Source organism: Streptomyces sp. NPDC041191 (assembly GCF_055591945.1).
Genome location: NZ_JBVIZC010000002.1, coordinates 149,686 through 172,229, shown reverse-complemented (window position 1 = coordinate 172,229; position 22,544 = coordinate 149,686). Strand labels below are relative to the sequence as shown.

Sequence of the window (22,544 nt, the reverse complement as noted above, 5' to 3'; positions counted from 1 at the left end):
CGCAGGAGGCACCGTGCTCACCGCGTTCGCCCGGGCGTTCAAGACGCCCGACCTGCGCAAGAAGCTACTCTTCACGCTCGCCATCATCGTGCTGTACCGCCTCGGGGCCCACGTCCCCGTACCCGGCGTCAGCTACGAGGCCGTCCAGCAGTGCGTCAAGCAGGCCAGCGAGGGCAACAGCAGCCTGTTCGGCCTCGTCAACATGTTCAGCGGCGGGGCGCTGCTGCAGATCACCATCTTCGCGCTCGGCATCATGCCGTACATCACGGCGAGCATCATCCTGCAGCTGCTGACCGTCGTGATCCCGCGCCTCGAGGCCCTCAAGAAGGAGGGGCAGTCCGGTACCGCCAAGATCACGCAGTACACCCGGTACCTGACGATCGCCCTCGCCATCCTCCAGGGCACCGGTCTCGTCGCGACCGCCAAGAGCGGCGCGCTCTTCAGCGGCTGCGCCGTCGCCGACCAGGTCGTGCCCGACCAGTCGATCTTCACCATCGCCACGATGGTGATCACCATGACGGCCGGCACCGCGCTCGTCATGTGGCTCGGTGAGCTGATCACCGACCGCGGCATCGGCAACGGCATGTCGATCCTGATGTTCATCTCGATCGCCGCCGGCTTCCCGGGTGCCCTGTGGGCCATCAAGGAGAGCGGCAAGCTCGCCCAGGGCTGGATCGAGTTCGGCGTCGTCATCCTGGTCGGCTTCGTGATGGTGGCCCTCGTGGTCTTCGTCGAGCAGGCCCAGCGCCGCATCCCGGTCCAGTACGCGAAGCGCATGATCGGCCGGCGCTCCTACGGCGGTACGTCCACGTACATCCCGCTGAAGGTGAACCAGGCGGGTGTGATTCCCGTCATCTTCGCGTCGTCGCTGCTCTACATCCCGGCCCTCGTCGCCCAGTTCTCCAACTCCACCGCGGGCTGGAAGACCTGGATCGAAGCCCACTTCGTCAAGGGTGACCACCCGTACTACATCGCCACCTACTTCCTCCTGATCGTGTTCTTCGCCTTCTTCTACGTGGCGATCTCGTTCAACCCCGAGGAAGTCGCCGACAACATGAAGAAGTATGGTGGCTTCATCCCGGGTATCCGGGCCGGTCGACCTACTGCCGAGTACCTGAGCTACGTGCTCAACAGGATCACTTGGCCGGGCTCGCTGTACTTGGGTCTGATCGCTCTCGTGCCGACGATGGCGTTGGCAGGCTTCGGCGGCGCCAATGCCAACTTCCCCTTCGGCGGGACGAGCATCCTCATCATCGTGGGTGTGGGGCTGGAGACCGTGAAGCAGATCGAGAGCCAGCTCCAGCAGCGCAATTACGAAGGGTTCCTCCGCTGATGCGAATCGTCCTCGTCGGACCGCCCGGTGCGGGCAAGGGCACGCAGGCTGCGTTCCTCGCCAAGGACCTGGACATCCCGCACATCTCCACGGGTGATCTGTTCCGTGCCAACATCTCGCAGGGCACGGAGCTGGGGCTCAGGGCCAAGGCGTTCATGGACGCCGGCGACCTGGTCCCCGACGAGGTGACCATCGGGATGGCCAAGGACCGGATGGACCAGCCGGACGCCGCCAACGGCTTCCTCCTGGACGGCTTCCCCCGGAACGTCGCCCAGGCCGAGGCGCTGGACGCCGTCCTGAAGGCCGGCGGCATGGAGCTGGACGCGGTCCTGGACCTGGAGGTCCCCGAGGACGAGGTCGTGAAGCGGATCGCGGGCCGCCGCATCTGCCGCAAGGACAGCGCGCACGTCTTCCACGTGACGTACAACGAGCCGAAGACCGAGGGCGTCTGCGACGTCTGCGGCGGCGAGCTCTACCAGCGCGACGACGACTCCGAGGAGACCGTCCGCCGGCGCCTGGAGGTCTACCACACGCAGACCGAGCCGATCATCGACTACTACCGGGCGCAGGGCCTGGTCGTGACGATCTCGGCGCTCGGCAAGGTGGAGGAGGTCACCGCCAAGGCGATGGCCGCGCTCAAGAAGTAACCCCGCTCCGTCCGATACGGCCGCGGTGCCCCTCGGGGCGCCGCGGCCGTATCGTTGTTCTGTTCACCCGTACTCGATGGAAAGGCCCCGGCCACGATGGTGCAGATCAAGACCCCCGAGCAGATCGCGAAGATGCGCGAGGCGGGCCTGGTCGTCGCCGCCATTCACGCGGCGACCCGCGAGGCGGCCGTGCCGGGCGCCACGACGAAGGACCTGGACGAGGTCGCGCGCAAGGTCATCGCCGACCACGGGGCGAAGTCGAACTTCCTCGGGTACGGCGGGTTCCCCGCGACGATCTGCACCTCGGTGAACGAGGTCGTCGTCCACGGCATCCCGGACGACAAGACCGTCCTCAAGGACGGCGACGTCATCTCGGTCGACTGCGGCGCGATCGTGGACGGCTGGCACGGCGACGCGGCCTACACCGCCTTCGTGGGCACCGGGCACGCGCCCGAGCTGGTCGAGCTCTCCCGGGTGACCGAGGAGTCCATGTGGGCCGGCATCGCGGCCATGAGGACCGGCAACCGCCTGGTGGACGTCTCGAAGGCGATCGAGACCTACATCAAGCGGCAGCCGCGCCCGGCGGTCGGCGACCACAGCCTCGGCCGGTACGGGATCATCGAGGACTACGGCGGCCACGGCATCGGCACCGAGATGCACATGGACCCGCACCTGCTGAACTACGTCTCCCGCAAGCGCGGCAAGGGCCCGAAGCTGGTCCCCGGCCTCTGCCTGGCGATCGAGCCGATGGTCTCCCTGGGCACCCCGCGCACGGAGGTCCTGGAGGACGACTGGACGGTCGTCACGACGGACGGCACCTGGTCCTCGCACTGGGAGCACAGCGTGGCGGTGACCGAGGAGGGCCCGCTGGTCCTGACGGCGGTCGACGGCGGGAAGGCGAAGCTGGCGGAGCTGGGCGTCACGGCGGCGCCGGACCCGCTGGCGTAGTCCGGTCCCCGCGCGGCGGCCCCCTCCGCGCGGAGTTTCCGCCGCACGGTGGCTCGCGTAAGGATCACCCGGAGTGGGCAGACTTCCCGATTCGTCTTTCGCTTGCTCCTGACGTAGACTGATGCGTCGGCTCTCGTGTACCCGTGTGTCCGCATGCGGGGGCGAAAGTCGATCAAGGTAGCCGATTCGAAAGGCGAAGCGTGGCCAAGAAGCAAGGTGCCATCGAGATCGAGGGCACCGTGATCGAGTCCCTCCCGAACGCCATGTTCAAGGTGGAACTTCAGAACGGTCACAAGGTCCTCGCGCACATCTCCGGCAAGATGCGGATGCACTACATCCGTATCCTTCCGGACGACCGGGTCGTCGTGGAGCTCTCCCCGTACGACCTGACGCGTGGCCGGATCGTCTACCGGTACAAGTAGATCTTGCCCGCACCCCGCGTCCGCGCGCGGGTGGTGGCACTGACCCGGAGAACCTCACATCCCATGAAGGTCAAGCCGAGCGTCAAGAAGATCTGCGACAAGTGCAAGGTGATCCGCCGTCACGGCCGGGTCATGGTCATCTGCGACAACCTGCGCCACAAGCAGCGCCAGGGCTGACGCACGCCGACCGACCTGCAACTTCGCAGTTCTTCGCGCGACGCAAGCACATGTACATCGCAGAGCCCGTCGGGCCGTGTTCCACGGCTGACGGCACCTCCGGCGGGGGCCGGGGACCCGGTCTGTACCTCGTACGGCAGCCGGGAACGGTTCTGCAGCAGACCCCCGAGAACACAGGAGCCATTGAATGGCACGCGTTTCCGGTGTTGACATCCCGCGCGAAAAGCGTGTGGTGGTCGCACTCACCTACGTCTTCGGCATCGGGCGCACCCGGTCCGAGGAGATTCTCGCCGCGACCGGCGTGAACCCGTCCACCCGTGTCCGCGACCTTGCCGAGGAAGACCTCGTCAAGATCCGCGAGTACGTGGACGCCAACCTCCGTACCGAGGGTGACCTCCGCCGTGAGATCGCCGCCGACATCCGCCGCAAGGTCGAGATCGGCTGCTACCAGGGCCTCCGCCACCGTCGTGGCCTGCCCGTCCGCGGTCAGCGCACCAGCACGAACGCCCGTACCCGCAAGGGCCCGCGTCGCGCCATCGCCGGCAAGAAGAAGCCGGGCAAGAAGTAGTCCTCAGCGGACGCTCGACCAAGCGGTCTTCGCTGTAGGACCGACCACCTCCCGTAGGAGATATAGATGCCCCCCAAGGGTCGTCAGGGCGCTGCCAAGAAGGTGCGCCGCAAGGAAAAGAAGAACGTCGCTCACGGCCACGCGCACATCAAGAGCACGTTCAACAACACGATCGTCTCGATCACGGACCCCTCGGGCAACGTGATCTCCTGGGCCTCCGCCGGCCACGTCGGCTTCAAGGGCTCGCGCAAGTCCACCCCCTTCGCCGCGCAGATGGCCGCCGAGTCGGCCGCCCGCCGCGCGCAGGAGCACGGCATGCGCAAGGTCGACGTCTTCGTCAAGGGTCCCGGCTCCGGCCGTGAGACCGCGATCCGCTCCCTCCAGGCCACCGGCCTCGAGGTCGGCTCGATCCAGGACGTCACCCCCACGCCGCACAACGGCTGCCGTCCCCCCAAGCGCCGCCGCGTCTGACGCCGGCCGCGTGACGGACGCACCCGTGCGTCCTTGAGAGTCCGGGCGGTACGACCCCTCGCGGGGACGTGCCGCCCGTACCCTTGGCAGTACCTGTCGGGCGTCAAATAGTGGGCGTCCACGACTGAAGGAAAAGACATGCTTATCGCTCAGCGTCCGTCGCTGACCGAAGAGGTCGTCGACGAGTTCCGCTCCCGGTTCGTGATCGAGCCGCTGGAGCCGGGCTTCGGCTACACCCTCGGCAACTCCCTCCGCCGTACCCTCCTGTCCTCGATCCCGGGTGCCGCCGTCACCAGCATCCGCATCGACGGCGTCCTGCACGAGTTCACCACCGTGCCGGGCGTCAAGGAGGACGTCACCGACCTCATCCTGAACATCAAGCAGCTGGTCGTCTCCTCGGAGCACGACGAGCCGGTCGTGATGTACCTGCGCAAGCAGGGTCCGGGCCTGGTCACCGCCGCCGACATCGCGCCCCCGGCCGGTGTCGAGGTGCACAACCCCGACCTCGTCCTGGCCACCCTGAACGCCAAGGGCAAGCTGGAGATGGAGCTGACCGTCGAGCGCGGTCGCGGCTACGTCTCCGCCGTGCAGAACAAGCAGGCGGGCCAGGAGATCGGCCGCATCCCGGTCGACTCCATCTACTCGCCGGTGCTCAAGGTCACGTACAAGGTCGAGGCGACCCGTGTCGAGCAGCGCACCGACTTCGACAAGCTGATCGTCGACGTCGAGACCAAGCAGGCCATGCGCCCGCGCGACGCCATGGCGTCCGCCGGCAAGACCCTGGTCGAGCTGTTCGGTCTGGCGCGCGAGCTCAACATCGACGCCGAGGGCATCGACATGGGCCCGTCCCCCACGGACGCCGCCCTCGCCGCCGACCTGGCGCTGCCGATCGAGGAGCTGGAGCTCACGGTCCGCTCCTACAACTGCCTCAAGCGCGAGGGCATCCACTCCGTGGGTGAGCTCGTGGCGCGCTCCGAGGCGGACCTGCTCGACATCCGCAACTTCGGTGCGAAGTCGATCGACGAGGTCAAGGCGAAGCTGGCCGGCATGGGCCTGGCGCTCAAGGACAGCCCGCCCGGATTCGACCCGACCGCCGCCGCCGACGCCTTCGGCGCCGACGACGACGCGGACGCGGGCTTCGTCGAGACCGAGCAGTACTGATCCGCCCGGGGGCTCGCCCCCGGAGGATCGGAACGACTGCGGCCGCCGGCCGGCTCCGGCCGGCCGTGCGGTTCCCCGCGCCCCCCGGGAGCGCGGGTCTCCGACGGGCGACCGCCCGCTCGGACACTGACACCGGTACCTCGTACGGCCGGTGCAGATCACAAGGAGAAAGACCATGCCGCGTCCCGCCAAGGGTGCCCGTCTCGGTGGCAGCGCCGCTCACGAGCGTCTGCTGCTCGCCAACCTGGCGAAGTCCCTCTTCGAGCACGGCCGCATCACCACGACCGAGGCCAAGGCCCGCCGCCTGCGTCCGGTCGCCGAGCGCCTGATCACCAAGGCGAAGAAGGGCGACATCCACAACCGTCGCCTGGTGCTGCAGACGATCACCGACAAGGGCATCGTCCACACCCTCTTCACCGAGATCGCCCCGCGCTACGCGGAGCGCCCGGGTGGCTACACCCGCATCACCAAGATCGGCAACCGTCGTGGCGACAACGCCCCGATGGCCGTGATCGAGCTGGTCGAGGGCGAGATCGCCAAGAAGGCGACCGTCGCCGAGGCCGAGGCCGCCACCAAGCGCGCCGTCAAGGAGGCCGACGAGGCCCCCAAGGCCGAGGAGACCAAGGCCGACGAGGCCGCCGAGGAGTCGAAGGACGCGTAAGCGTTCTTCCGGCTGTTCCGTGTGCGGGCCCGTACCCCTCCGGGGGTGCGGGCCCGTTCCCGTGTGTTTGAGAGGATCTCCGCGTGAGCGACGACGTGCAGGACGGTTTCGTACGGGTCCGGCTGGACCTTGCGTACGACGGCAGGGACTTCTCCGGCTGGGCCAAGCAGGCCCGCGGACAGCGGACCGTCCAGGGGGACATCGAGGACGCCCTGCGGACCGTGACCCGGTCCACGGAGACGTACGAGCTGACCGTGGCCGGCCGGACCGACGCCGGCGTCCACGCGCGCGGCCAGGTGGCCCACGTCGACCTGCCCGTGGAGCTGTGGGAGGAGCACCGCGACAAGCTGCTGCGGCGGCTCGCCGGGCGCCTGGCCCACGACGTGCGCATTCGGTCCCTGACCGAGGCCCCCAGCGGTTTCAACGCCCGCTTCTCCGCGATCTGGCGCCGCTACGCCTACCGCGTCACCGACGCCCCCGGCGGGGTCGACCCGCTGCTGCGCGGACACGTGCTCTGGCACGACTGGACCCTCGACGTGGACGCCATGAACGAGGCCGCCGCCGCACTCGTCGGCGAGCACGACTTCGCCGCGTACTGCAAGAAGCGCGAGGGCGCCACGACCATCCGCACCCTCCAGGAGCTGCGCTGGGAGCGGCGGCCCGACGGTGTCCTGGAAGCGACCGTCAGGGCGGACGCCTTCTGCCACAACATGGTCCGCTCGCTCGTCGGCGCGCTGCTCTTCGTCGGCGACGGCCACCGGCCCGTGGAGTGGCCGGGCAAGGTGCTCGCCGCCGGCGTCCGGGACTCGGCCGTGCACGTCGTACGGCCGCACGGCCTCACCCTCGAAGAGGTCGGCTACCCGGCCGACGAGCTGCTCGCCGCCCGCAGCCGGGAGGCGCGCAACAAGCGGTCACTGCCGGGGAGCGCCGGCTGCTGCTGACGCCTGGGCGCGCCCGCGGGCGTAGATCTGGTTGAAGGCGAAGGTGCCGAGGTCGTCGCTGGACAGGAAGACGGCCCGGTCGGCCTTGGTGACCTTCCGGCCGTCGGCGAAGCCGGCCTGGGTGAAGTACGCGTACCGGCCGATGGCGTTCGACCGGCGCAGGCAGACCGTGGCGCGGCAGAAGTCGCCCACGCCCGCGCCGGTCAGCGGGGCGATGCCGCCGGTGGCCTCGTTCTTCGCCTTCAGGGCCGCCGCCTCGGAGGGGAAGACGGCGACGCCGACGGTGGTCGCCACGCCGTCCCGCACGTAGGTGGCGCGGAGCACCCGCTGACAGCCGTTCCCCTTCAGGACGGCGCCGAGGCCGCCCTGGGTGACGGCCGCGCAGTCGGTCGTGGCGGAGGTCGCGCCCTTCTGGTACGGGCGGCCGCTCATGGTCACCCGCCGGCCCGGGAAGAGGCCCTCGGCGGTGAGCGGGGCCCTGTCCTTCTTCGGGTCCGAGATGTAGTCCTTCGGGTTCGGCGGGGGCGGCGGCGCCACCGAGGAGAAGGTCGGTTCCGGGGTGGGGGTCCCGGTGGGGGAGGCCGTGACGGTGGGGAGCGCCCCGCCCTTCCCGGCGGCCTCGTTCTTCTTGCCGGTGGCCACCACGGCGGTGGCGACGACCGCGCCGACGACCAGGGTGGCCAGGACGCCGCCGCCGATCATCAGCCGGCGCCTGCGGCGGTCGCGGGCGGCCGTGGCGTCGGCCAGGGCGCCCCAGTCGGGCGCCGGGCCGCCGCCGGGCTGCCCGGGCCCCTGTCCCCCCTGCCCCCCCTGCCCCCCCTGTCCGTATCCGGGCTGCTGCCACCCCGGCTGCCCGGGCTGCTGCCCGTACCCCGGCTGCGGACCGTGTCCCGGCTGCCCCTGCCCCTGTCGCTGCGGCTCCTGCGGCCACTGCGGTCCCCCAAAGCTCATGCCGCGCATCCTAAACCGCTTGGGTCCGGCCGGGGCGGGCGGCGACAATGCACTCCATGGGACACGTCGAGGCCGCACATCTTGAGTACTACCTCCCCGACGGGAGGGTCCTGCTCGGGGACGCCTCCTTCCGGGTGGGGGAGGGCGCCGTCGTCGCGCTCGTCGGGGCCAACGGCGCCGGGAAGACCACGCTCCTCCGGATGATCGCCGGGGAGCTCCAGCCGCACGGCGGCTCCGTCACCGTCAGCGGCGGCCTCGGCGTGATGCCGCAGTTCGTCGGCTCCGTACGGGACGGGTCCACCGTCCGCGACCTGCTCGTCTCGGTCGCGCAGCCCCGCGTCCGGGAGGCCGCGAAGGCGGTGGACGAGGCCGAGCACCTGATCATGACGGTGGACGACGAGGCCGCGCAGATGGGGTACGCGCAGGCCCTCTCCGACTGGGCCGAGGCACAGGGGTACGAGGCGGAGACCCTGTGGGACATCTGCACCACGGCGGCGCTCGGCGTCCCGTACGAGAAGGCGCAGTTCCGGGAGGTCCGGACGCTCTCCGGCGGCGAGCAGAAGCGGCTGGTGCTCGAAGCGCTGCTGCGCGGCCCGGACGAGGTGCTGCTCCTCGACGAGCCGGACAACTACCTCGACGTCCCGGGCAAGCGGTGGCTGGAGGAGCGGCTGCGGGAGACCCGCAAGACCGTGCTCTTCATCTCCCACGACCGGGAGCTGCTCTCCCGGGCCGCGCAGAAGATCGTGGCGGTCGAGCCGGGCCCGGCCGGTTCGGACGTGTGGGTGCACGGCGGCGGCTTCGACACTTTCCACGAGGCGCGGCGGGAGCGGTTCGCCCGCTTCGAGGAGCTGAAGCGGCGCTGGGAGGAGAAGCACGCCCAGCTGAGGAAGCTGGTGGTGAACCTGCGGCAGGCGGCGGCGGTCAGCCACGAGATGGCCTCGCGGTACGCGGCGGCGCAGACCCGGCTGCGGAAGTTCGAGGAGGCGGGCCCGCCCCCGGAGCCGCCGCGCGAGCAGGACATCCGGATGCGGCTGCGCGGCGGCCGGACCGGAGTCAGGGCCGTGACCTGCGAGAACCTCGAACTGACCGGGCTGATGAAGCCGTTCTCCCTGGAGATCTTCTACGGGGAGCGGGTCGCGGTCCTCGGCTCGAACGGCTCCGGCAAGTCGCACTTCCTGCGGCTGCTCGCCGGGGACGGGTCGGTCGCGCACACGGGGACGTGGAAGCTGGGCGCCCGGGTCGTGCCGGGGCACTTCGCGCAGACCCACGCCCACCCGGAGCCGGCCGGCCGCCCGCTCGTGGACATCCTGTGGACGGAGCACTCCAAGGACCGGGGCGGGGCGATGTCCGTCCTGCGCCGGTACGAGCTGGAGCGCCAGGGCGACCAGCCCTTCGACAAGCTCTCGGGCGGCCAGCAGGCCCGGTTCCAGATCCTCCTCCTGGAGCTGGCGGGCACCACCGCGCTGCTCCTGGACGAGCCGACGGACAACCTGGACCTGGAGTCGGCCGAGGCGCTCCAGGACGGCCTGGAGTCGTACGAGGGGACGGTGCTGGCCGTCACGCACGACCGCTGGTTCGCGAAGAGCTTCGACCGGTTCCTGGTCTTCGGCTCGGACGGGGTCGTACGGGAGACGAGCGAGCCGGTGTGGGACGAGCGGCGGGTGGAGCGGGCACGCTGACCCCGGGCCCCGGCCGTGGGGCGGGCGCGGTGGGGCCGACGCGTTTTGACCCGCCCGGGGCGGCGCGGGTACTGTGGCGGTTTGTTACGCGCAGGGGTTTCGTCGTGTCCGCACGAAGGGCCCCCGCGCAGGTTCCCTGGAGCAGTTACCAGTGGCTCGCATACGGGCGGCGTCCCGGCAGTGCAGGCCCCAGCTGCATGATCGCTTCAGGTGTGTCTGGACTCCATCCACTGAAGAAGCGAAGGCTACGAAGTGCGTACGTACAGCCCCAAGCCCGGCGATGTCACTCGCCAGTGGCACATCATCGACGCGCAGGACGTTGTCCTGGGCCGTCTCGCGACCACGGCTGCGAACCTCCTGCGAGGCAAGCACAAGCCCGTCTACGCGCCCCACATGGACATGGGCGACTTTGTCATCATCATCAACGCCGACAAGGTCCACCTCTCCGGCAACAAGAAGACCCAGAAGCTGGCGTACCGCCACTCCGGCTTCCCGGGCGGTCTGCGCTCCGTCCGTTACGACGAGCTGCTCTCCAAGAACCCCGAGAAGGCCGTCGAGAAGGCCATCAAGGGCATGATCCCCAAGAACACCCTGGGCCGTCAGATGCTCTCGAAGCTGAAGGTCTACGCGGGCGAGAACCACCCGCACGCCGCTCAGCAGCCGGTCCCGTTCGAGATCACCCAGGTCGCGCAGTAGTTCCGGCCACACCCCCTAAGAACGAAAGAAATCTGAGGAGCATCGTGGCCGAGACCACCCCCGAGACCCCCGTCGACGAGTTCGAGGGCGTCGAGGAGTACACCACCGAGACCGAGCTCGTCGAGGGTGAGTACACCTCCGAGTCGCTCGCCTCCCGCTTCGGCGACCCGCAGCCGGCCGCCGGCCTGGGCCGTCGCAAGAACGCCATCGCCCGCGTCCGGATCGTTCCGGGCACCGGCAAGTGGAAGATCAACGGGCGCACCCTCGAGGACTACTTCCCCAACAAGGTGCACCAGCAGGAAGTCAACGAGCCCTTCAAGGTGCTCGAGCTCGACAACCGCTACGACGTCATCGCCCGCATCGCGGGTGGCGGCGTCTCCGGCCAGGCCGGTGCCCTGCGCCTCGGCGTGGCCCGTGCGCTGAACGAGGCGGACGTCGAGAACAACCGCCCGGCGCTGAAGAAGGCCGGCTTCCTCTCCCGCGACGACCGTGCGGTCGAGCGCAAGAAGGCCGGTCTCAAGAAGGCCCGCAAGGCCCCGCAGTACAGCAAGCGTTAATCACGCCTGCTCGGTCTGTATCTCGTACGCCCCGGCGGCACTGCCCGTGCCGTCGGGGCGTACGTTTTTTCGTACTCTCCTTTCATAAGCCTCTCTTTCATGGGCCTCTCTTTCACGGGCCTGGGCACGTCATTCTCGGAGGACAGCTGTGGGACGACTCTTCGGCACGGACGGCGTACGGGGCGTCGCCAACGCGGACCTGACGGCGGAGCTGGCGCTCGGCCTGTCGGTCGCGGCGGCGCACGTACTCGCCGAGGCGGGCACCTTCGAGGGCCATCGCCCGACCGCCGTGGTCGGCCGTGACCCGCGCGCGTCCGGAGAGTTCCTGGAGGCCGCCGTCGTGGCCGGTCTCGCCAGCGCCGGCGTCGACGTGCTGCGCGTCGGCGTCCTGCCCACCCCGGCCGTGGCCCACCTCACCGGCGTCCTCGGCGCCGACCTCGGCGTGATGCTCTCCGCGAGCCACAACGCCATGCCCGACAACGGCATCAAGTTCTTCGCGCGCGGCGGCCACAAGCTGGCCGACGAACTGGAGGACAGGATCGAAGCCGTGTACGAGGAGCACCGCACCGGCGCCCCCTGGGAGCGCCCGACCGGCGCCGGCGTCGGCCGGGTCCGCGACTACGACGAGGGCTTCGACACGTACGTCGCCCACCTCATCGCGGTCCTCCCCAACCGGCTCGACGGCCTCAAGGTCGTCCTGGACGAGGCCCACGGCGCCGCCTCCCGCGTCTCGCCCGAGGCGTTCTCCCGGGCCGGTGCCGAGGTCGTCACCATCGGCGCCCGGCCGGACGGCCTCAACATCAACGACGGCTGCGGCTCCACCCACCTGGACCTGCTCCGCGCCGCCGTGGTCCAGCACGGCGCCGACCTGGGCATCGCGCACGACGGCGACGCCGACCGCTGCCTGGCCGTGGACGCGGAAGGCAACGAGGTCGACGGCGACCAGATCCTCGCCGTGCTCGCCCTCGCCATGCGCGAGGCGGGCACGCTGCGCGGCGACACCGTCGTCGCGACCGTCATGTCCAACCTCGGCTTCAAACTGGCCATGGAGCGCGAGGGCCTGACCCTCGTCCAGACGTCGGTCGGCGACCGCTACGTCCTGGAGGCCATGAAGGAGCACGGCTACGCGCTCGGCGGCGAGCAGTCGGGTCACGTCATCGTGCTCGACCACGCCACCACCGGCGACGGCACCCTCACCGGCCTCATGCTGGCCGCCCGGGTCGCCGCCACCGGCAGGCCGCTCGCGGAGCTCGCCGGGGTGATGGAGCGGCTGCCGCAGGTCCTCATCAACGTGAAGGACGTCGACAAGTCGCGCGTCGCCACCTCCGGCGACCTGGCCGCCGCCGTCACCGAGGCCGAGCGCGAACTTGGCTCGACCGGCCGCGTCCTGCTCCGCTCCTCCGGCACGGAGCCGCTGGTCCGCGTCATGGTCGAGGCCGCCGACATCGAGCAGGCCCGCGCGGTCGCGCAGCGCCTCGCGGACGTCGTGAAGTCCGCCCTGGGGTAACGGCGCCCGCCGGGGGGAAGCCTCCCCGCGGCACCGTCGTGCGCAGTCGGCCCCGCCGTCCCGGAACCCGGGACGGCGGGGCCTCCTCCGTACGGGCTCCTACCGCTTCGCCGGCCTGCGGGGGCCCGCCGGGCGGCGTCCGGCCGCCGTCCGGCGCCAGCGGCCGCGCTGGGTGCGCCACAGCGCCCGCTGCGCGTACAGCGTCACCGCCCCGGCCAGCACGATGCCGAAGAGGTTCAGCGTCAGCTGTTCGAGCGAGCCCCACATCTGGCCCAGTTCGCCGTAGGCGAGCGCCACCGCCGCGTTCGCGCCCGCCGGGACCGTCGTCACCGAGATCGCCACGCCCACCAGGGCCCCCGACTTGGCGGAGGTCAGGGAGAGCGTGCCGGCGACGCCCGCGAGCACCGCCACGACGAACGAGAACAGGTCCGGCTGCCAGATGAAGCGGGTGTTGGGGCGGTCCCCGTCCAGCTGGGCCCGGCTGAACAGGTCGAAGGCGTCCATCGCCAGGCTGAACAGGGTGGTGGCGGCGATCGCCACCGTGAACCCCACGAACAGCGCGAGCAGCGAGCGCGCCGCCGCCCTCGGGGCGCGCCGCACCACCCCGGTGAAGATCCCGGCGAGCGGACCGAACTCCGGCCCCACCGCCATCGCGCCCACGATCAGGATCGCGTTGTCCAGGACGACGCCGCAGGCCGCGATCATGGTGGCCAGGACCATGAACGCGCAGTACGCGAACGAGAGCGTCGACTCCTCGTGGGTGGCCTCCGAGAGCTCCTCCCAGATCACCGCGTCGGCGGGGTCGCCCGGCGCCTCCGCCTCGGCCGCGTCGGCCCGCGCGGACAGCGTGAGGCCGATGTCCTGGACGGTGATCGCGCCGTCCCGGTCGATCCCGAGCCCGCGCAGCTCGCTCAGCAGTTCGTCGCCCGCCTCGCGGGCCACGTCGCACGTCACCAGGTCCCCGGCCGGGTCGCGGGCCGCGCCGGGGACGACCACCAGATGGGCGGTCCCGACGGTCGACTCGATCAGGGCGACCGCGGCCCGGGTGCGGGCGGGGGGAACGATCATCCGCAGATGCAGCATGCGGAGAGCTTACGGAGGCCCGGCCGGGCGGCGGGGGTTCAGAGCTTGCGGAGGCTCAGCCGCTGCACCTTGTGGTCGGGTCCCTTGCGGACCACCAGGGTCGCCCGGCCGCGCGTCGGCGCGACGTTCTCCAGGAGGTTCACCTTGTTGATGGTCCGCCACATGGTGCGCGCGTAGTCGAACGCCTCCTCCTCGGAGACCTGGGTGTAGCGCCGGAAGTACGAGGAGGGGTCCTGGAACGCGGTGTCGCGGAGCTTGCGGAAGCGGTTGAGGTACCACCGCTCGATGTCCTCCGGCCGCGCGTCCACGTACACCGAGAAGTCGAAGTAGTCGGCGAGGCCGACGCGGGTGCGGCCGTCCTTGCCGGGCAGGGCGGGCTGGAGGACGTTCAGGCCCTCCACGATGAGGATGTCCGGACGGCGCACGACGAGCCGTTCGCCGGGCACGCGGTCGTAGATCAGGTGCGAGTAGACCGGGGCCGACACCTCGTCCCTGCCCGCCTTGATGTCTGCGACGAACCGGGTCAGGGCCCGGCGGTCGTACGACTCGGGGAAGCCCTTGCGGGACATCAGGCCGCGCGCCTTCAGCTCCTCCATCGGGTAGAGGAAGGCGTCCGTGGTCACCAGCTCCACGCGCGGGTGCTCCGGCCAGCGGGCGAGGAGCGCCTGGAGGAGGCGCGAGACCGTGGACTTGCCGACGGCGACCGACCCGGCGACCCCTATGACGAAGGGGGTGCCGCGCTGCTCGGCGCTCTCGCCGAGGAAGGTGTTCAGGGCGCCGCGCAGGCCGCTGGTGGCCTGCACGTACAGGTTCAGCAGCCGGGACAGCGGGAGGTAGACGTCCCGCACCTCGTCGAGGTCGATGACGTCCCCGAAGCCGCGCAGCCGCTCCACCTCCTCGGCGGTCAGGGGCAGCGGCGTCTTGTCGCGCAGGGCGCTCCACTCGGCGCGGGTGAGGTCGACGTAGGGGGTGGTGGCCTCGGAGGGGCGGCGGTGGCCGGACCGGGGACATTCCCCGGTCCCGGCGTCGTCGCGGGGGCCGTCTCCGTGCGGGGGGCCGTCTCCCTGCGGGGAGCCGCCTCCGTAGGAGGGACCGTTCCCGTCGGCGGGGCCGTCCCCGTGGGGGCTTCGTGGCGGCGAAGTGATCACACCGCCATTGTCGGGGGTCGGGGACGGCCGTGGGTGGTGGGGTCGGTCACGCGGCGCGGGGGTTGGTCCGGTCCGCGGGAGTGGGGGATCATGCGGGGGCCGCGTGTGCACGGATTCCACGCGGGGGGAGCCGCCGAGGGGCGGCACGAAGAGAAGCAGAGAGCCACACGCATGCGCACGTCCATCCGCACCGCCGCCGTCGCCACCACCGCCGTCTCCCTCGCGCTGCTCGTCACCGCCTGCGGCGGGACGAAGAGCGACGACAAGGGCAAGGAGAGCACCCCCGCCGCCTCCGCCACGTCCGAGGCGCCCGCCGCCAAGGCGCTGTCCACCGCCGAGCTGGAGAAGCTGATCGTCGAGCAGGGCGACGTCAAGGGCCACCAGGTGCGGAAGGCCGGCCCGAAGGACGTCGTGACGGCCGACAAGATCACCACCGACAAGGCCGCCTGCGCGCCGATCGCCCACGCCATGTCCTTCGTCTCGCCCGGCTCGCCCGCCGCGTCCGCGCAGCGCAAGGTGATGGAGGAGCCGAAGAAGAGCGCGACGGCCTCCCCGGAGGACGCCGTCCTCGAGGGGCTCGGCGTCCGGATCACCGCGGTGACCCTCGGCTCGTACGACGGCAAGGGCGCCCAGGACGCCTTCGCCTCGGTGAAGAAGGCCGGCGCCGAGTGCGCCGGAGGCTTCACGGTGACCCAGCTCACGGAGAAGACCAAGGTCACCAAGGTCGCCCCGGAGAGCGTCACCGCCGGGGACGAGGCGGTCGCCTTCACCGTCACCACCGACATCGAGGGCGAGCCGCTCGTCAGCAAGCTCGTCGTCGTCCGCAAGGGCGGCACGCTGGCGTCCTTCTCGACCGTCAGCGCGGCCCCCGGCGGGGTCAAGGAGCTGCCGAAGGCGGTCGTGGACGCGCAGGCCGCCAAGCTGGGCTGATCCGGCGGCGCCCCGGATTCCTCCCCGGCCGGAGACGGCGCGACACGGGCCCCCGCCCGCCCCGCGCCGTCTCCGGCCGTGGGGCCCCTTCGCCGTAGTCTTCCGGCATGTGTGGAATCGTGGGATATGTCGGCGGGCAGTCGGCGCTTGATGTGGTGGTCGCGGGTCTCAAACGACTCGAATACCGGGGCTACGACTCGGCCGGTGTCGCGGTGCTCTCCGACGGGGGGCTCGCCGCGGCCAAGAAGGCGGGCAAGCTCGTCAACCTGGAGAAGGAGCTGGGCGAACGCCCCCTGGCCGACGGCTCCGTGGGCGTCGGGCACACCCGGTGGGCCACCCACGGCGGCCCGACCGACGCCAACGCCCACCCGCACCTGGACAACGCCGGGCGGGTCGCGGTCGTCCACAACGGCATCATCGAGAACTTCGCCGCCCTGCGCGGGGAACTGGCGGAGCGCGGTCACGACCTGGCCTCCGAGACGGACACCGAGGTCGTCGCGCACCTCCTCGCGGAGGAGTTCTCCTCCGCCGGGGACCTGGCGGAGGCCATGCGCCTGGTGTGCCGGCGGCTCGACGGGGCGTTCACCCTGGTCGCCGTGCACGCCGACCAGCCGGACGTGGTGGTCGGGGCCCGCCGGAACTCGCCGCTCGTCGTCGGCGTCGGCGAGGGCGAGAACTTCCTCGCCTCCGACGTGTCCGCCTTCATCGCCCACACCCGTTCCGCGATCGAGCTGGGCCAGGACCAGGTGGTCGAGCTGACCCGGGACGGCGTCACCGTCACCGACTTCGACGGGGTGCCCGCCGACGTGCGGTCCTACCACGTGGACTGGGACGCCTCCGCCGCCGAGAAGGGCGGCCACGACCACTTCATGCTCAAGGAGATCGCCGAGCAGCCCAAGGCCGTCGCGGACACCCTCCTCGGCCGGATCGACGCCTCCGGCCGGCTCACCCTGGACGAGCTGCGCATCCCCGCCGCCGTGCTCCGCGAGGCCGACAAGGTCGTCGTCGTCGCCTGCGGCACCGCCTTCCACGCCGGGCTCATCGCCAAGTACGCCATCGAGCACTGGACCCGCGTCCCCTGCGAGGTGGAGCTGGCCAGCGAGTTCCGCTACCGGGACCCGATCCTCGGCCCGCGCACCCTGGTCGTCGCGATCTCGCAGTCCGGCGAGACCATGGACACCCTGATGGCGGTCCGGCACGCGCGCGAGCAGGGCGCGAAGGTCCTCGCCGTCTGCAACACCAACGGCTCCACCATCCCGCGCGAGTCCGACGCCGTGCTCTACACGCACGCCGGACCCGAGGTCGCCGTGGCCTCCACCAAGGCGTTCCTGACCCAGCTCGTCGCCTGCTACCTGCTCGCCCTCTACCTCGGGCAGGTGCGCGGCACCCAGTGGGGCGACGAGATCCGGGCCGTCGTCCGCGACCTGGCCCGGATCGGGGACGAGGTCGAGCGCGTCCTGGAGACGATGGAGCCGGTCCGGGCCCTCGCCCGCTCCCTCGCCCACAAGGACACCGTCCTCTTCCTCGGCCGGCACGTCGGCTACCCGGTGGCCCTGGAAGGCGCGCTGAAGCTGAAGGAGCTGGCGTACATGCACGCCGAGGGCTTCGCGGCGGGCGAGCTCAAGCATGGGCCGATCGCCCTGGTCGAGGAGGACCTGCCGGTCGTGGTCGTGGTGCCCTCGCCCCGGGGGCGCTCCGTCCTCCACGACAAGATCGTCTCCAACATCCAGGAGATCAGGGCGCGCGGCGCCCGCACGATCGTGATCGCGGAGGAGGGCGACGAGAGCGTGGTCCCGTACGCCGACCACCTCGTCCGCGTCCCCGCGACGCCTACGCTGCTCCAGCCGCTGGTCGCCACGGTGCCGCTCCAGGTCTTCGCCTGCGAGCTCGCCACGGCGCGGGGCAACGAGGTGGACCAGCCGCGCAACCTGGCCAAGTCCGTGACCGTGGAGTGAGGGGACCCTCGGACGAGGGGACCCGGGAGCGAGGGGACCCTTGAGCGAGGGGACCCGGGAGTGAGTGGGAAATGATCATCGGGGTGGGGATCGACGTGGCCGAGATCGACCGTTTCGCCGCGTCGATCGAACGGACGCCGGGGCTGCTCGGGCGTCTCTTCGTGGAGGGGGAGCTGCTGCTTCCCGGCGGGGAACGGCGCGGGACCGCCTCGCTCGCGGTGCGGTTCGCCGCGAAGGAGGCCCTGGCGAAGGCGCTGGGCGCGCCGGCCGGACTGCACTGGACGGACGCCGAGGTGTACGTCGAGGAGTCGGGCCGGCCGAGGCTGCGGGTCCGGGGGACGGTGGCGGCGCGGGCGGAGGAGCTGGGCGTACGGCACTGGCACGTCTCGCTGAGCCACGACGCGGGAGTGGCGTCGGCGGTGGTGATCGCGGAGGGGTGAGGGACGGCGGGAGGCGCGCGGAGGCGGCGCGGGCCCGGCCGCCGTACGCGGCCGGGCCGTGTGCGGCGCGCGGTTGCCGGAACAGGCCCGGGGCGTGGCGCGCCGCGCTTCCCGTGGTCCCGGAGGCGGGAGCCCCGGGCGGGCAGGCCCGACGCGGCGCGGAGGCGGCGCCGGTCCCGCCCCGGGCGCCCGCCGGCCCCCGGGCATCTCGCCCGCCCCCGGGCGCCCGCCCGCCCCCTGCGGCAGACTGCTGCCCATGCGTACCGCTTACCGCGTGGAGACCGTACGGGCCGCCGAGGCCGCCCTCATGGCCCGCCTTCCGGAGGGCGCCCTGATGGGCCGGGCCGCCGCCGGACTCGCCGCCGCCTGCTGCTCGCTGCTCGGGAGGGGGCGGGTGTACGGGGCCCGGGTCGTCCTGCTCGTCGGGAGCGGCGACAACGGCGGGGACGCGCTGTACGCCGGGGCCCGGCTCGCCCGGCGGGGCGCGGGCGTGACCGCCGTGCTGCTCGGCGGGCGCGCCCACGAGGGCGGACTCGCGGCGCTCCGGGCGGCGGGCGGGCGGACCGCCGACGAGCCGTTCGGGCCGCTCGCCGAGGCCGACCTCGTCCTCGACGGGATCACCGGCATCGGCGGACGGGGCGGACTGCGCCCCGACGCCGTCCCCGTCGCCCGGGCCGCCCGGGGTTCCGGGGCCGTGGTCGTCGCCGTCGACCTGCCGAGCGGCGTCGACGCCGACACCGGGGAGGTCGCCGGGGAGGCGCTGCGGGCCGACGCGACGGTCACCTTCGGGACGTACAAGCCGGGGCTCCTCGTCGATCCTGCGCGGGAGTACGCGGGCGCGCTGCGGCTCGTGGACATCGGGCTCGGCGCGGCCCTGCCGGGGGTGCCGGACCTCGAAGCGCTCCAGCACGAGGACGTGGCGCGGCTGCTTCCGGTGCCGGGCGCCGAGAGCGACAAGTACCGGCGCGGGGTCGTCGGCGTCGCCGCCGGCTCCGCCCGCTACCCCGGCGCCGCCGTCCTCGCCGTGTCGGGGGCGCTGCGGGGCGGGGCGGGGGCCGTGCGGTACGCGGGGGACGGCGGGGACGCGGTGCTCGCCGCGCACCCCGAGACCCTGGTGCACGCGGGGCCGCCGCGGAAGGCCGGGCGGGTGCAGGCGTGGGCCGTCGGGCCGGGGCTCGGCGAGGAGGCCGGGGCGCGGGCGGCGGTGGCCGACGCGCTCGCCTCGGACGTGCCGGTCCTGGTCGACGCGGACGGACTGCGGGGCCTCGACCCGGCGGCGGTGCGGGGCCGCGACGCCCCCACCCTGCTCACCCCGCACGCGGGCGAGGCGGCGGCGCTGCTCGGCACCGGGCGGGAGGAGGTCGAGGCGGGCCGTCTCGCGGCGGTGCGGGAGCTGGCGGAACGGTTCGGCGCGACGGTCCTCCTGAAGGGCTCCACGACGCTGGTGTGCGGGCCGGACGGCGGACCCGTACGGGTCAACCCCACCGGGACGTCCTGGCTGGCCACGGCCGGGAGCGGCGACGTCCTCTCCGGCCTCGCGGGCTCCCTCCTCGCGGCGGGTCTCCCCCCGCTGGACGCGGCCTCCTGCGCCGCCTACCTCCACGGCCTGGCGGCACGCCGCGCCGTGTCGCGGGGGACCCCGATCACGGCGACGGAGGTCGCGGACGCGCTGCGGGAGGCGTGGCGGGACGTGACGGGACCGGCGTAGGGCCCGGCCCGCCCTCCTGGCCCCGTCCGCCCTCCCGCCCCGTCCCGACCCGCCCTCCCGCACCGGCCCCTCCCGGGCCGTGGACGCCGGGAGCCGGGGACGCCGGGCGCCGTGGACGCCGGAAACGCGGCGCGCTCCCACGAGGGTGACCGGTGCCGCACCGGGCGGAAACGGGTCCGGCCCCCGCACCTGAGAGACTGTGCGCGATGACTGAGACACCGCCGCCCCGCAGAGCCCGCGCCGAGATCGACCTCGGCGCGCTGCGTGCGAACGTCCGCACGCTGCGCGCCCGCGTCGCCCCCCACGTCCGGATCATGGCCGTGGTCAAGGCCGACGCGTACGGACACGGCGCCCTGCGCTGCGCCCGCGCCGCCCTGGACGCGGGCGCGGACTGGCTCGGCACGGCCACCCCGCACGAGGCCCTGGCCCTGCGCGCCGCCGGGATCACGGACGTGCCGGTCATGTGCTGGCTCTGGACCCCCGGCGACCCCTGGGACGAGGGGATCGAGGCCGGGCTCGACATGTCCGTCGGCGGCATGTGGGCCCTGGAGGAGGTCGTCGCGGCCGCACGGGCCACCGGGAAGCGGGCCAGGGTCCAGCTCAAGGCCGACACCGGGCTCGGCCGCAACGGCTGCCAGCCCGCCGACTGGCCCGAGCTGGTCGGCGCGGCGCTCGACGCCGAGGCCGAGGGGCTCCTCAAGGTCACCGGCCTCTGGTCGCACCTCGCCTGCGCCGACGAACCCCACCACCCCTCCATCGCCGCCCAGCTCGACGTCTTCCGCTCGATGCTCGACCACGCCGAGAAGGCCGGCGTCGAGCCCGAGGTCCGGCACATCGCCAACTCGCCGGCCACCCTCACCCTCCCCGAGGCCCACTTCGACCTGGTCCGGCCCGGCATCGCCGTCTACGGCGTCTCGCCCGCCCCCGAGCTGGGCACCTCCGCCGAACTCGGCCTGCGGCCCGTCATGTCGCTCAAGGCGGGCGTCGCGCTCGTCAAGCGGGCCCCGGCCGGGCACGGGGTGAGCTACGGCCACCACTACGTCACCGACCGCGAGACCACCCTCGGTCTCGTCCCCCTCGGGTACGCCGACGGCGTTCCCCGGCACGCCTCCGGCCGCGGCCCCGTCCTCGTCGGGGACACCGTCCGCACGGTCGCCGGGCGCGTCGCCATGGACCAGTTCGTGGTCGACCTCGGCGGGGACGCCCCCGAGCCCGGCACCGAGGCCGTGCTCTTCGGCCCCGGCGACCGGGGCGAGCCGACGGCCCAGGACTGGGCGGTGGCCGCCGACACCATCGCGTACGAGATCGTCACCCGGATCGGGGCGCGCGTCCCGCGCGTCTACCTGGACGACTGAAGGGGGAGTGACCGTGGGGGAGTCCAGCGGGGGCGGCGTCTGGCGGCGCGCCGGGTTCGCCGGTGCCGCGCTGGGCGTCCTGGCGGCCGGCGCGGCCGCCGGCGTCGCCGTCGAACGGCTCACCGTCGGCCGTTCCGTACGCCAGAAGGCGCGGCTCGCCCTGGACGCCACCGGCCCCTACGGCGGCCTGCGCGGCACCCCGGGCCGGGCGCTCGCGGACGACGGCACCGTCCTGTACTACGAGGTCGACGAGGTGGAGGGGGACGGGACGGGCGACGCGTCCGCCCCCCGGCGTCCCCGCGGGGCCGGGGCGCCCGCCCCCCTCACCGTCGTCTTCAGCCACGGCTACTGCCTCAACCAGGACTCCTGGCACTTCCAGCGGGCCGCCCTGCGCGGCCTCGTGCGGACCGTCCACTGGGACCAGCGCAGCCACGGCCGCTCCGGCCGGGGCGTCGCCCAGGACGGCCCGGCCGGCGTGCCCGTCTCCATCGACCGGCTCGGCCGCGACCTCGGGGCCGTCATCGACGCCGCCGCCCCGGAGGGCCCGCTCGTCCTCGTGGGGCACTCCATGGGCGGCATGACGGTGATGGCGTTCGCCGAGCAGTACCCGGAGACGGTGCGCGACCGGGTCGCCGGCGTCGCCTTCGTGGGCACCTCGGCCGGAAAGCTGAACGAGGTGACGTACGGGCTCCCCGTCATGGGCGTCAACGCCGCCCGGCGCGTCCTGCCGGGCGTCCTGCGCACCCTCGGCGCCCGGACGGAGCTGGTCGAGCGCGGCCGCCGGGCGACGGCGGACCTCTTCGCCGGGCTGGTGAAGAAGTACTCGTTCGCCTCGGAGGACGTGGACCCGGCGGTCGCCCGCTTCGCGGAGCGCATGATCGAGTCCACCCCCATCGACGTCGTCGCCGCCTTCTACCCGGCCTTCGCGGAACACGACAAGTCGGCCTCCCTGCCCGCCCTCCGCGGTCTGCCGGTGCTGGCGCTCGCGGGGGAGCGGGACCTCATCACCCCCCGCTCCCACACCGAGGCCATCGCCGCCCTCCTGCCCGACGCGGAACTGGTGATCGTCCCCGACGGGGGCCACCTGGTGATGCTGGAGCACCCGGAGACGGTCACCGCCCGGCTGACCGACCTGCTCGTACGGGCCGGGGCCGGGCCGGGGGCGACGGCGGCGGGGACGGGTCCCGCCACGGGCTAAATTGGCGG

Annotated in this window: 23 protein-coding genes; 20 read left to right on the top strand and 3 right to left on the bottom strand. The window is 72.4% G+C overall.

Going from position 1 to position 22,544, the window contains the following annotated elements:
* Window positions 1-13: 13 nt before the first annotated feature.
* From secY to truA, 10 genes are all read left to right on the top strand, one after another.
* Window positions 14-1,333 (top strand): preprotein translocase subunit SecY, encoded by a 1,320-nt coding sequence (secY, locus tag ACZ6AQ_RS03860; protein ID WP_388687932.1) that lies wholly within the window; start codon window positions 14-16, stop codon window positions 1,331-1,333.
* Window positions 1,333-1,980, top strand: coding sequence for an adenylate kinase (locus ACZ6AQ_RS03855; protein ID WP_468757262.1), 648 nt, complete (start codon window positions 1,333-1,335; stop codon window positions 1,978-1,980). Before secY ends, ACZ6AQ_RS03855 begins: the two co-directional genes overlap by 1 nt.
* A 96-nt stretch (window positions 1,981-2,076) precedes the next feature.
* The gene (gene map / locus ACZ6AQ_RS03850; RefSeq protein WP_388687926.1) at window positions 2,077-2,928 is read left to right on the top strand and encodes a type I methionyl aminopeptidase; all 852 of its coding nucleotides are present in this window, start codon (window positions 2,077-2,079) and stop codon (window positions 2,926-2,928) included.
* Between the two features lie 200 nt (window positions 2,929-3,128).
* Complete coding sequence (gene infA / locus ACZ6AQ_RS03845) at window positions 3,129-3,350, top strand: translation initiation factor IF-1 (RefSeq protein ID WP_003956442.1); 222 nt, start codon at window positions 3,129-3,131, stop codon at window positions 3,348-3,350.
* 63 nt (window positions 3,351-3,413) lie between these two features.
* Window positions 3,414-3,527 carry a 50S ribosomal protein L36 gene (rpmJ, locus tag ACZ6AQ_RS03840; RefSeq protein WP_003956441.1) on the top strand — a complete coding sequence of 38 codons (114 nt, stop codon included), beginning with the start codon at window positions 3,414-3,416 and terminating at the stop codon, window positions 3,525-3,527.
* A 187-nt stretch (window positions 3,528-3,714) separates the two neighbouring features.
* Window positions 3,715-4,095 carry a 30S ribosomal protein S13 gene (gene rpsM / locus ACZ6AQ_RS03835; RefSeq protein WP_030209021.1) on the top strand — a complete coding sequence of 127 codons (381 nt, stop codon included), beginning with the start codon at window positions 3,715-3,717 and terminating at the stop codon, window positions 4,093-4,095.
* A gap of 66 nt (window positions 4,096-4,161) precedes the next feature.
* Window positions 4,162-4,566 (top strand): 30S ribosomal protein S11, encoded by a 405-nt coding sequence (rpsK, locus tag ACZ6AQ_RS03830; protein ID WP_003956432.1) that lies wholly within the window; start codon window positions 4,162-4,164, stop codon window positions 4,564-4,566.
* A gap of 138 nt (window positions 4,567-4,704) precedes the next feature.
* On the top strand, window positions 4,705-5,727 hold the full coding sequence (locus ACZ6AQ_RS03825) for a DNA-directed RNA polymerase subunit alpha (protein WP_030209023.1): 1,023 nt from the start codon (window positions 4,705-4,707) through the stop codon (window positions 5,725-5,727).
* A 175-nt stretch (window positions 5,728-5,902) separates the two neighbouring features.
* A complete protein-coding gene (gene rplQ, locus ACZ6AQ_RS03820) occupies window positions 5,903-6,388 on the top strand; it encodes a 50S ribosomal protein L17 (RefSeq protein WP_388687922.1) in 486 nt (161 codons plus the stop codon).
* 83 nt (window positions 6,389-6,471) lie between these two features.
* The gene (gene truA, locus ACZ6AQ_RS03815) at window positions 6,472-7,329 is read left to right on the top strand and encodes a tRNA pseudouridine(38-40) synthase TruA (protein ID WP_388687920.1); all 858 of its coding nucleotides are present in this window, start codon (window positions 6,472-6,474) and stop codon (window positions 7,327-7,329) included.
* On the opposite strand, the gene ACZ6AQ_RS03810 is transcribed toward truA, so the two are convergent.
* Window positions 7,300-8,280 (bottom strand): hypothetical protein, encoded by a 981-nt coding sequence (locus ACZ6AQ_RS03810; protein ID WP_468757260.1) that lies wholly within the window; start codon window positions 8,278-8,280, stop codon window positions 7,300-7,302. The genes truA and ACZ6AQ_RS03810 overlap by 30 nt on opposite strands.
* A gap of 56 nt (window positions 8,281-8,336) precedes the next feature.
* Between ACZ6AQ_RS03810 and ACZ6AQ_RS03805 the strand changes: the two genes are divergently transcribed.
* The 4 genes from ACZ6AQ_RS03805 to glmM all read left to right on the top strand — a co-directional run bounded on the left by ACZ6AQ_RS03805 (window position 8,337) and on the right by glmM (window position 12,719).
* Complete coding sequence (locus ACZ6AQ_RS03805) at window positions 8,337-9,959, top strand: ABC-F family ATP-binding cassette domain-containing protein (RefSeq protein ID WP_468757258.1); 1,623 nt, start codon at window positions 8,337-8,339, stop codon at window positions 9,957-9,959.
* Window positions 9,960-10,211: 252 nt separating this feature from the next.
* On the top strand, window positions 10,212-10,655 hold the full coding sequence (gene rplM, locus ACZ6AQ_RS03800; protein ID WP_388687912.1) for a 50S ribosomal protein L13: 444 nt from the start codon (window positions 10,212-10,214) through the stop codon (window positions 10,653-10,655).
* A gap of 44 nt (window positions 10,656-10,699) precedes the next feature.
* The gene (gene rpsI / locus ACZ6AQ_RS03795; protein WP_015035601.1) at window positions 10,700-11,212 is read left to right on the top strand and encodes a 30S ribosomal protein S9; all 513 of its coding nucleotides are present in this window, start codon (window positions 10,700-10,702) and stop codon (window positions 11,210-11,212) included.
* 148 nt (window positions 11,213-11,360) lie between these two features.
* Entirely contained in the window at window positions 11,361-12,719 is a 1,359-nt protein-coding gene (gene glmM / locus ACZ6AQ_RS03790) for a phosphoglucosamine mutase (protein WP_388687909.1), read from the top strand.
* 99 nt (window positions 12,720-12,818) lie between these two features.
* Here glmM and ACZ6AQ_RS03785 read toward each other — a convergent pair whose 3' ends face one another.
* A complete protein-coding gene (locus tag ACZ6AQ_RS03785; RefSeq protein ID WP_468757256.1) occupies window positions 12,819-13,802 on the bottom strand; it encodes a DUF389 domain-containing protein in 984 nt (327 codons plus the stop codon).
* A gap of 38 nt (window positions 13,803-13,840) precedes the next feature.
* Complete coding sequence (coaA, locus tag ACZ6AQ_RS03780; protein ID WP_468757254.1) at window positions 13,841-14,950, bottom strand: type I pantothenate kinase; 1,110 nt, start codon at window positions 14,948-14,950, stop codon at window positions 13,841-13,843.
* 171 nt (window positions 14,951-15,121) lie between these two features.
* Between coaA and ACZ6AQ_RS03775 the strand changes: the two genes are divergently transcribed.
* The 6 genes from ACZ6AQ_RS03775 (at window position 15,122) to ACZ6AQ_RS03750 (ending at window position 22,536) form a co-directional block, all read left to right on the top strand.
* Window positions 15,122-15,880: a hypothetical protein gene (locus tag ACZ6AQ_RS03775; protein WP_468757252.1), complete on the top strand. Its 759-nt coding sequence runs from the start codon at window positions 15,122-15,124 to the stop codon at window positions 15,878-15,880.
* Between the two features lie 107 nt (window positions 15,881-15,987).
* On the top strand, window positions 15,988-17,835 hold the full coding sequence (glmS, locus tag ACZ6AQ_RS03770; RefSeq protein WP_468757250.1) for a glutamine--fructose-6-phosphate transaminase (isomerizing): 1,848 nt from the start codon (window positions 15,988-15,990) through the stop codon (window positions 17,833-17,835).
* Between the two features lie 71 nt (window positions 17,836-17,906).
* Entirely contained in the window at window positions 17,907-18,275 is a 369-nt protein-coding gene (locus ACZ6AQ_RS03765) for a holo-ACP synthase (RefSeq protein ID WP_468757248.1), read from the top strand.
* Window positions 18,276-18,531: 256 nt separating this feature from the next.
* A complete protein-coding gene (locus tag ACZ6AQ_RS03760; protein WP_468757246.1) occupies window positions 18,532-19,983 on the top strand; it encodes an NAD(P)H-hydrate dehydratase in 1,452 nt (483 codons plus the stop codon).
* A gap of 206 nt (window positions 19,984-20,189) precedes the next feature.
* On the top strand, window positions 20,190-21,338 hold the full coding sequence (alr, locus tag ACZ6AQ_RS03755; RefSeq protein ID WP_468757244.1) for an alanine racemase: 1,149 nt from the start codon (window positions 20,190-20,192) through the stop codon (window positions 21,336-21,338).
* 13 nt (window positions 21,339-21,351) lie between these two features.
* Window positions 21,352-22,536 carry an alpha/beta fold hydrolase gene (locus ACZ6AQ_RS03750; RefSeq protein WP_468757242.1) on the top strand — a complete coding sequence of 395 codons (1,185 nt, stop codon included), beginning with the start codon at window positions 21,352-21,354 and terminating at the stop codon, window positions 22,534-22,536.
* Window positions 22,537-22,544: the final 8 nt, after the last annotated feature.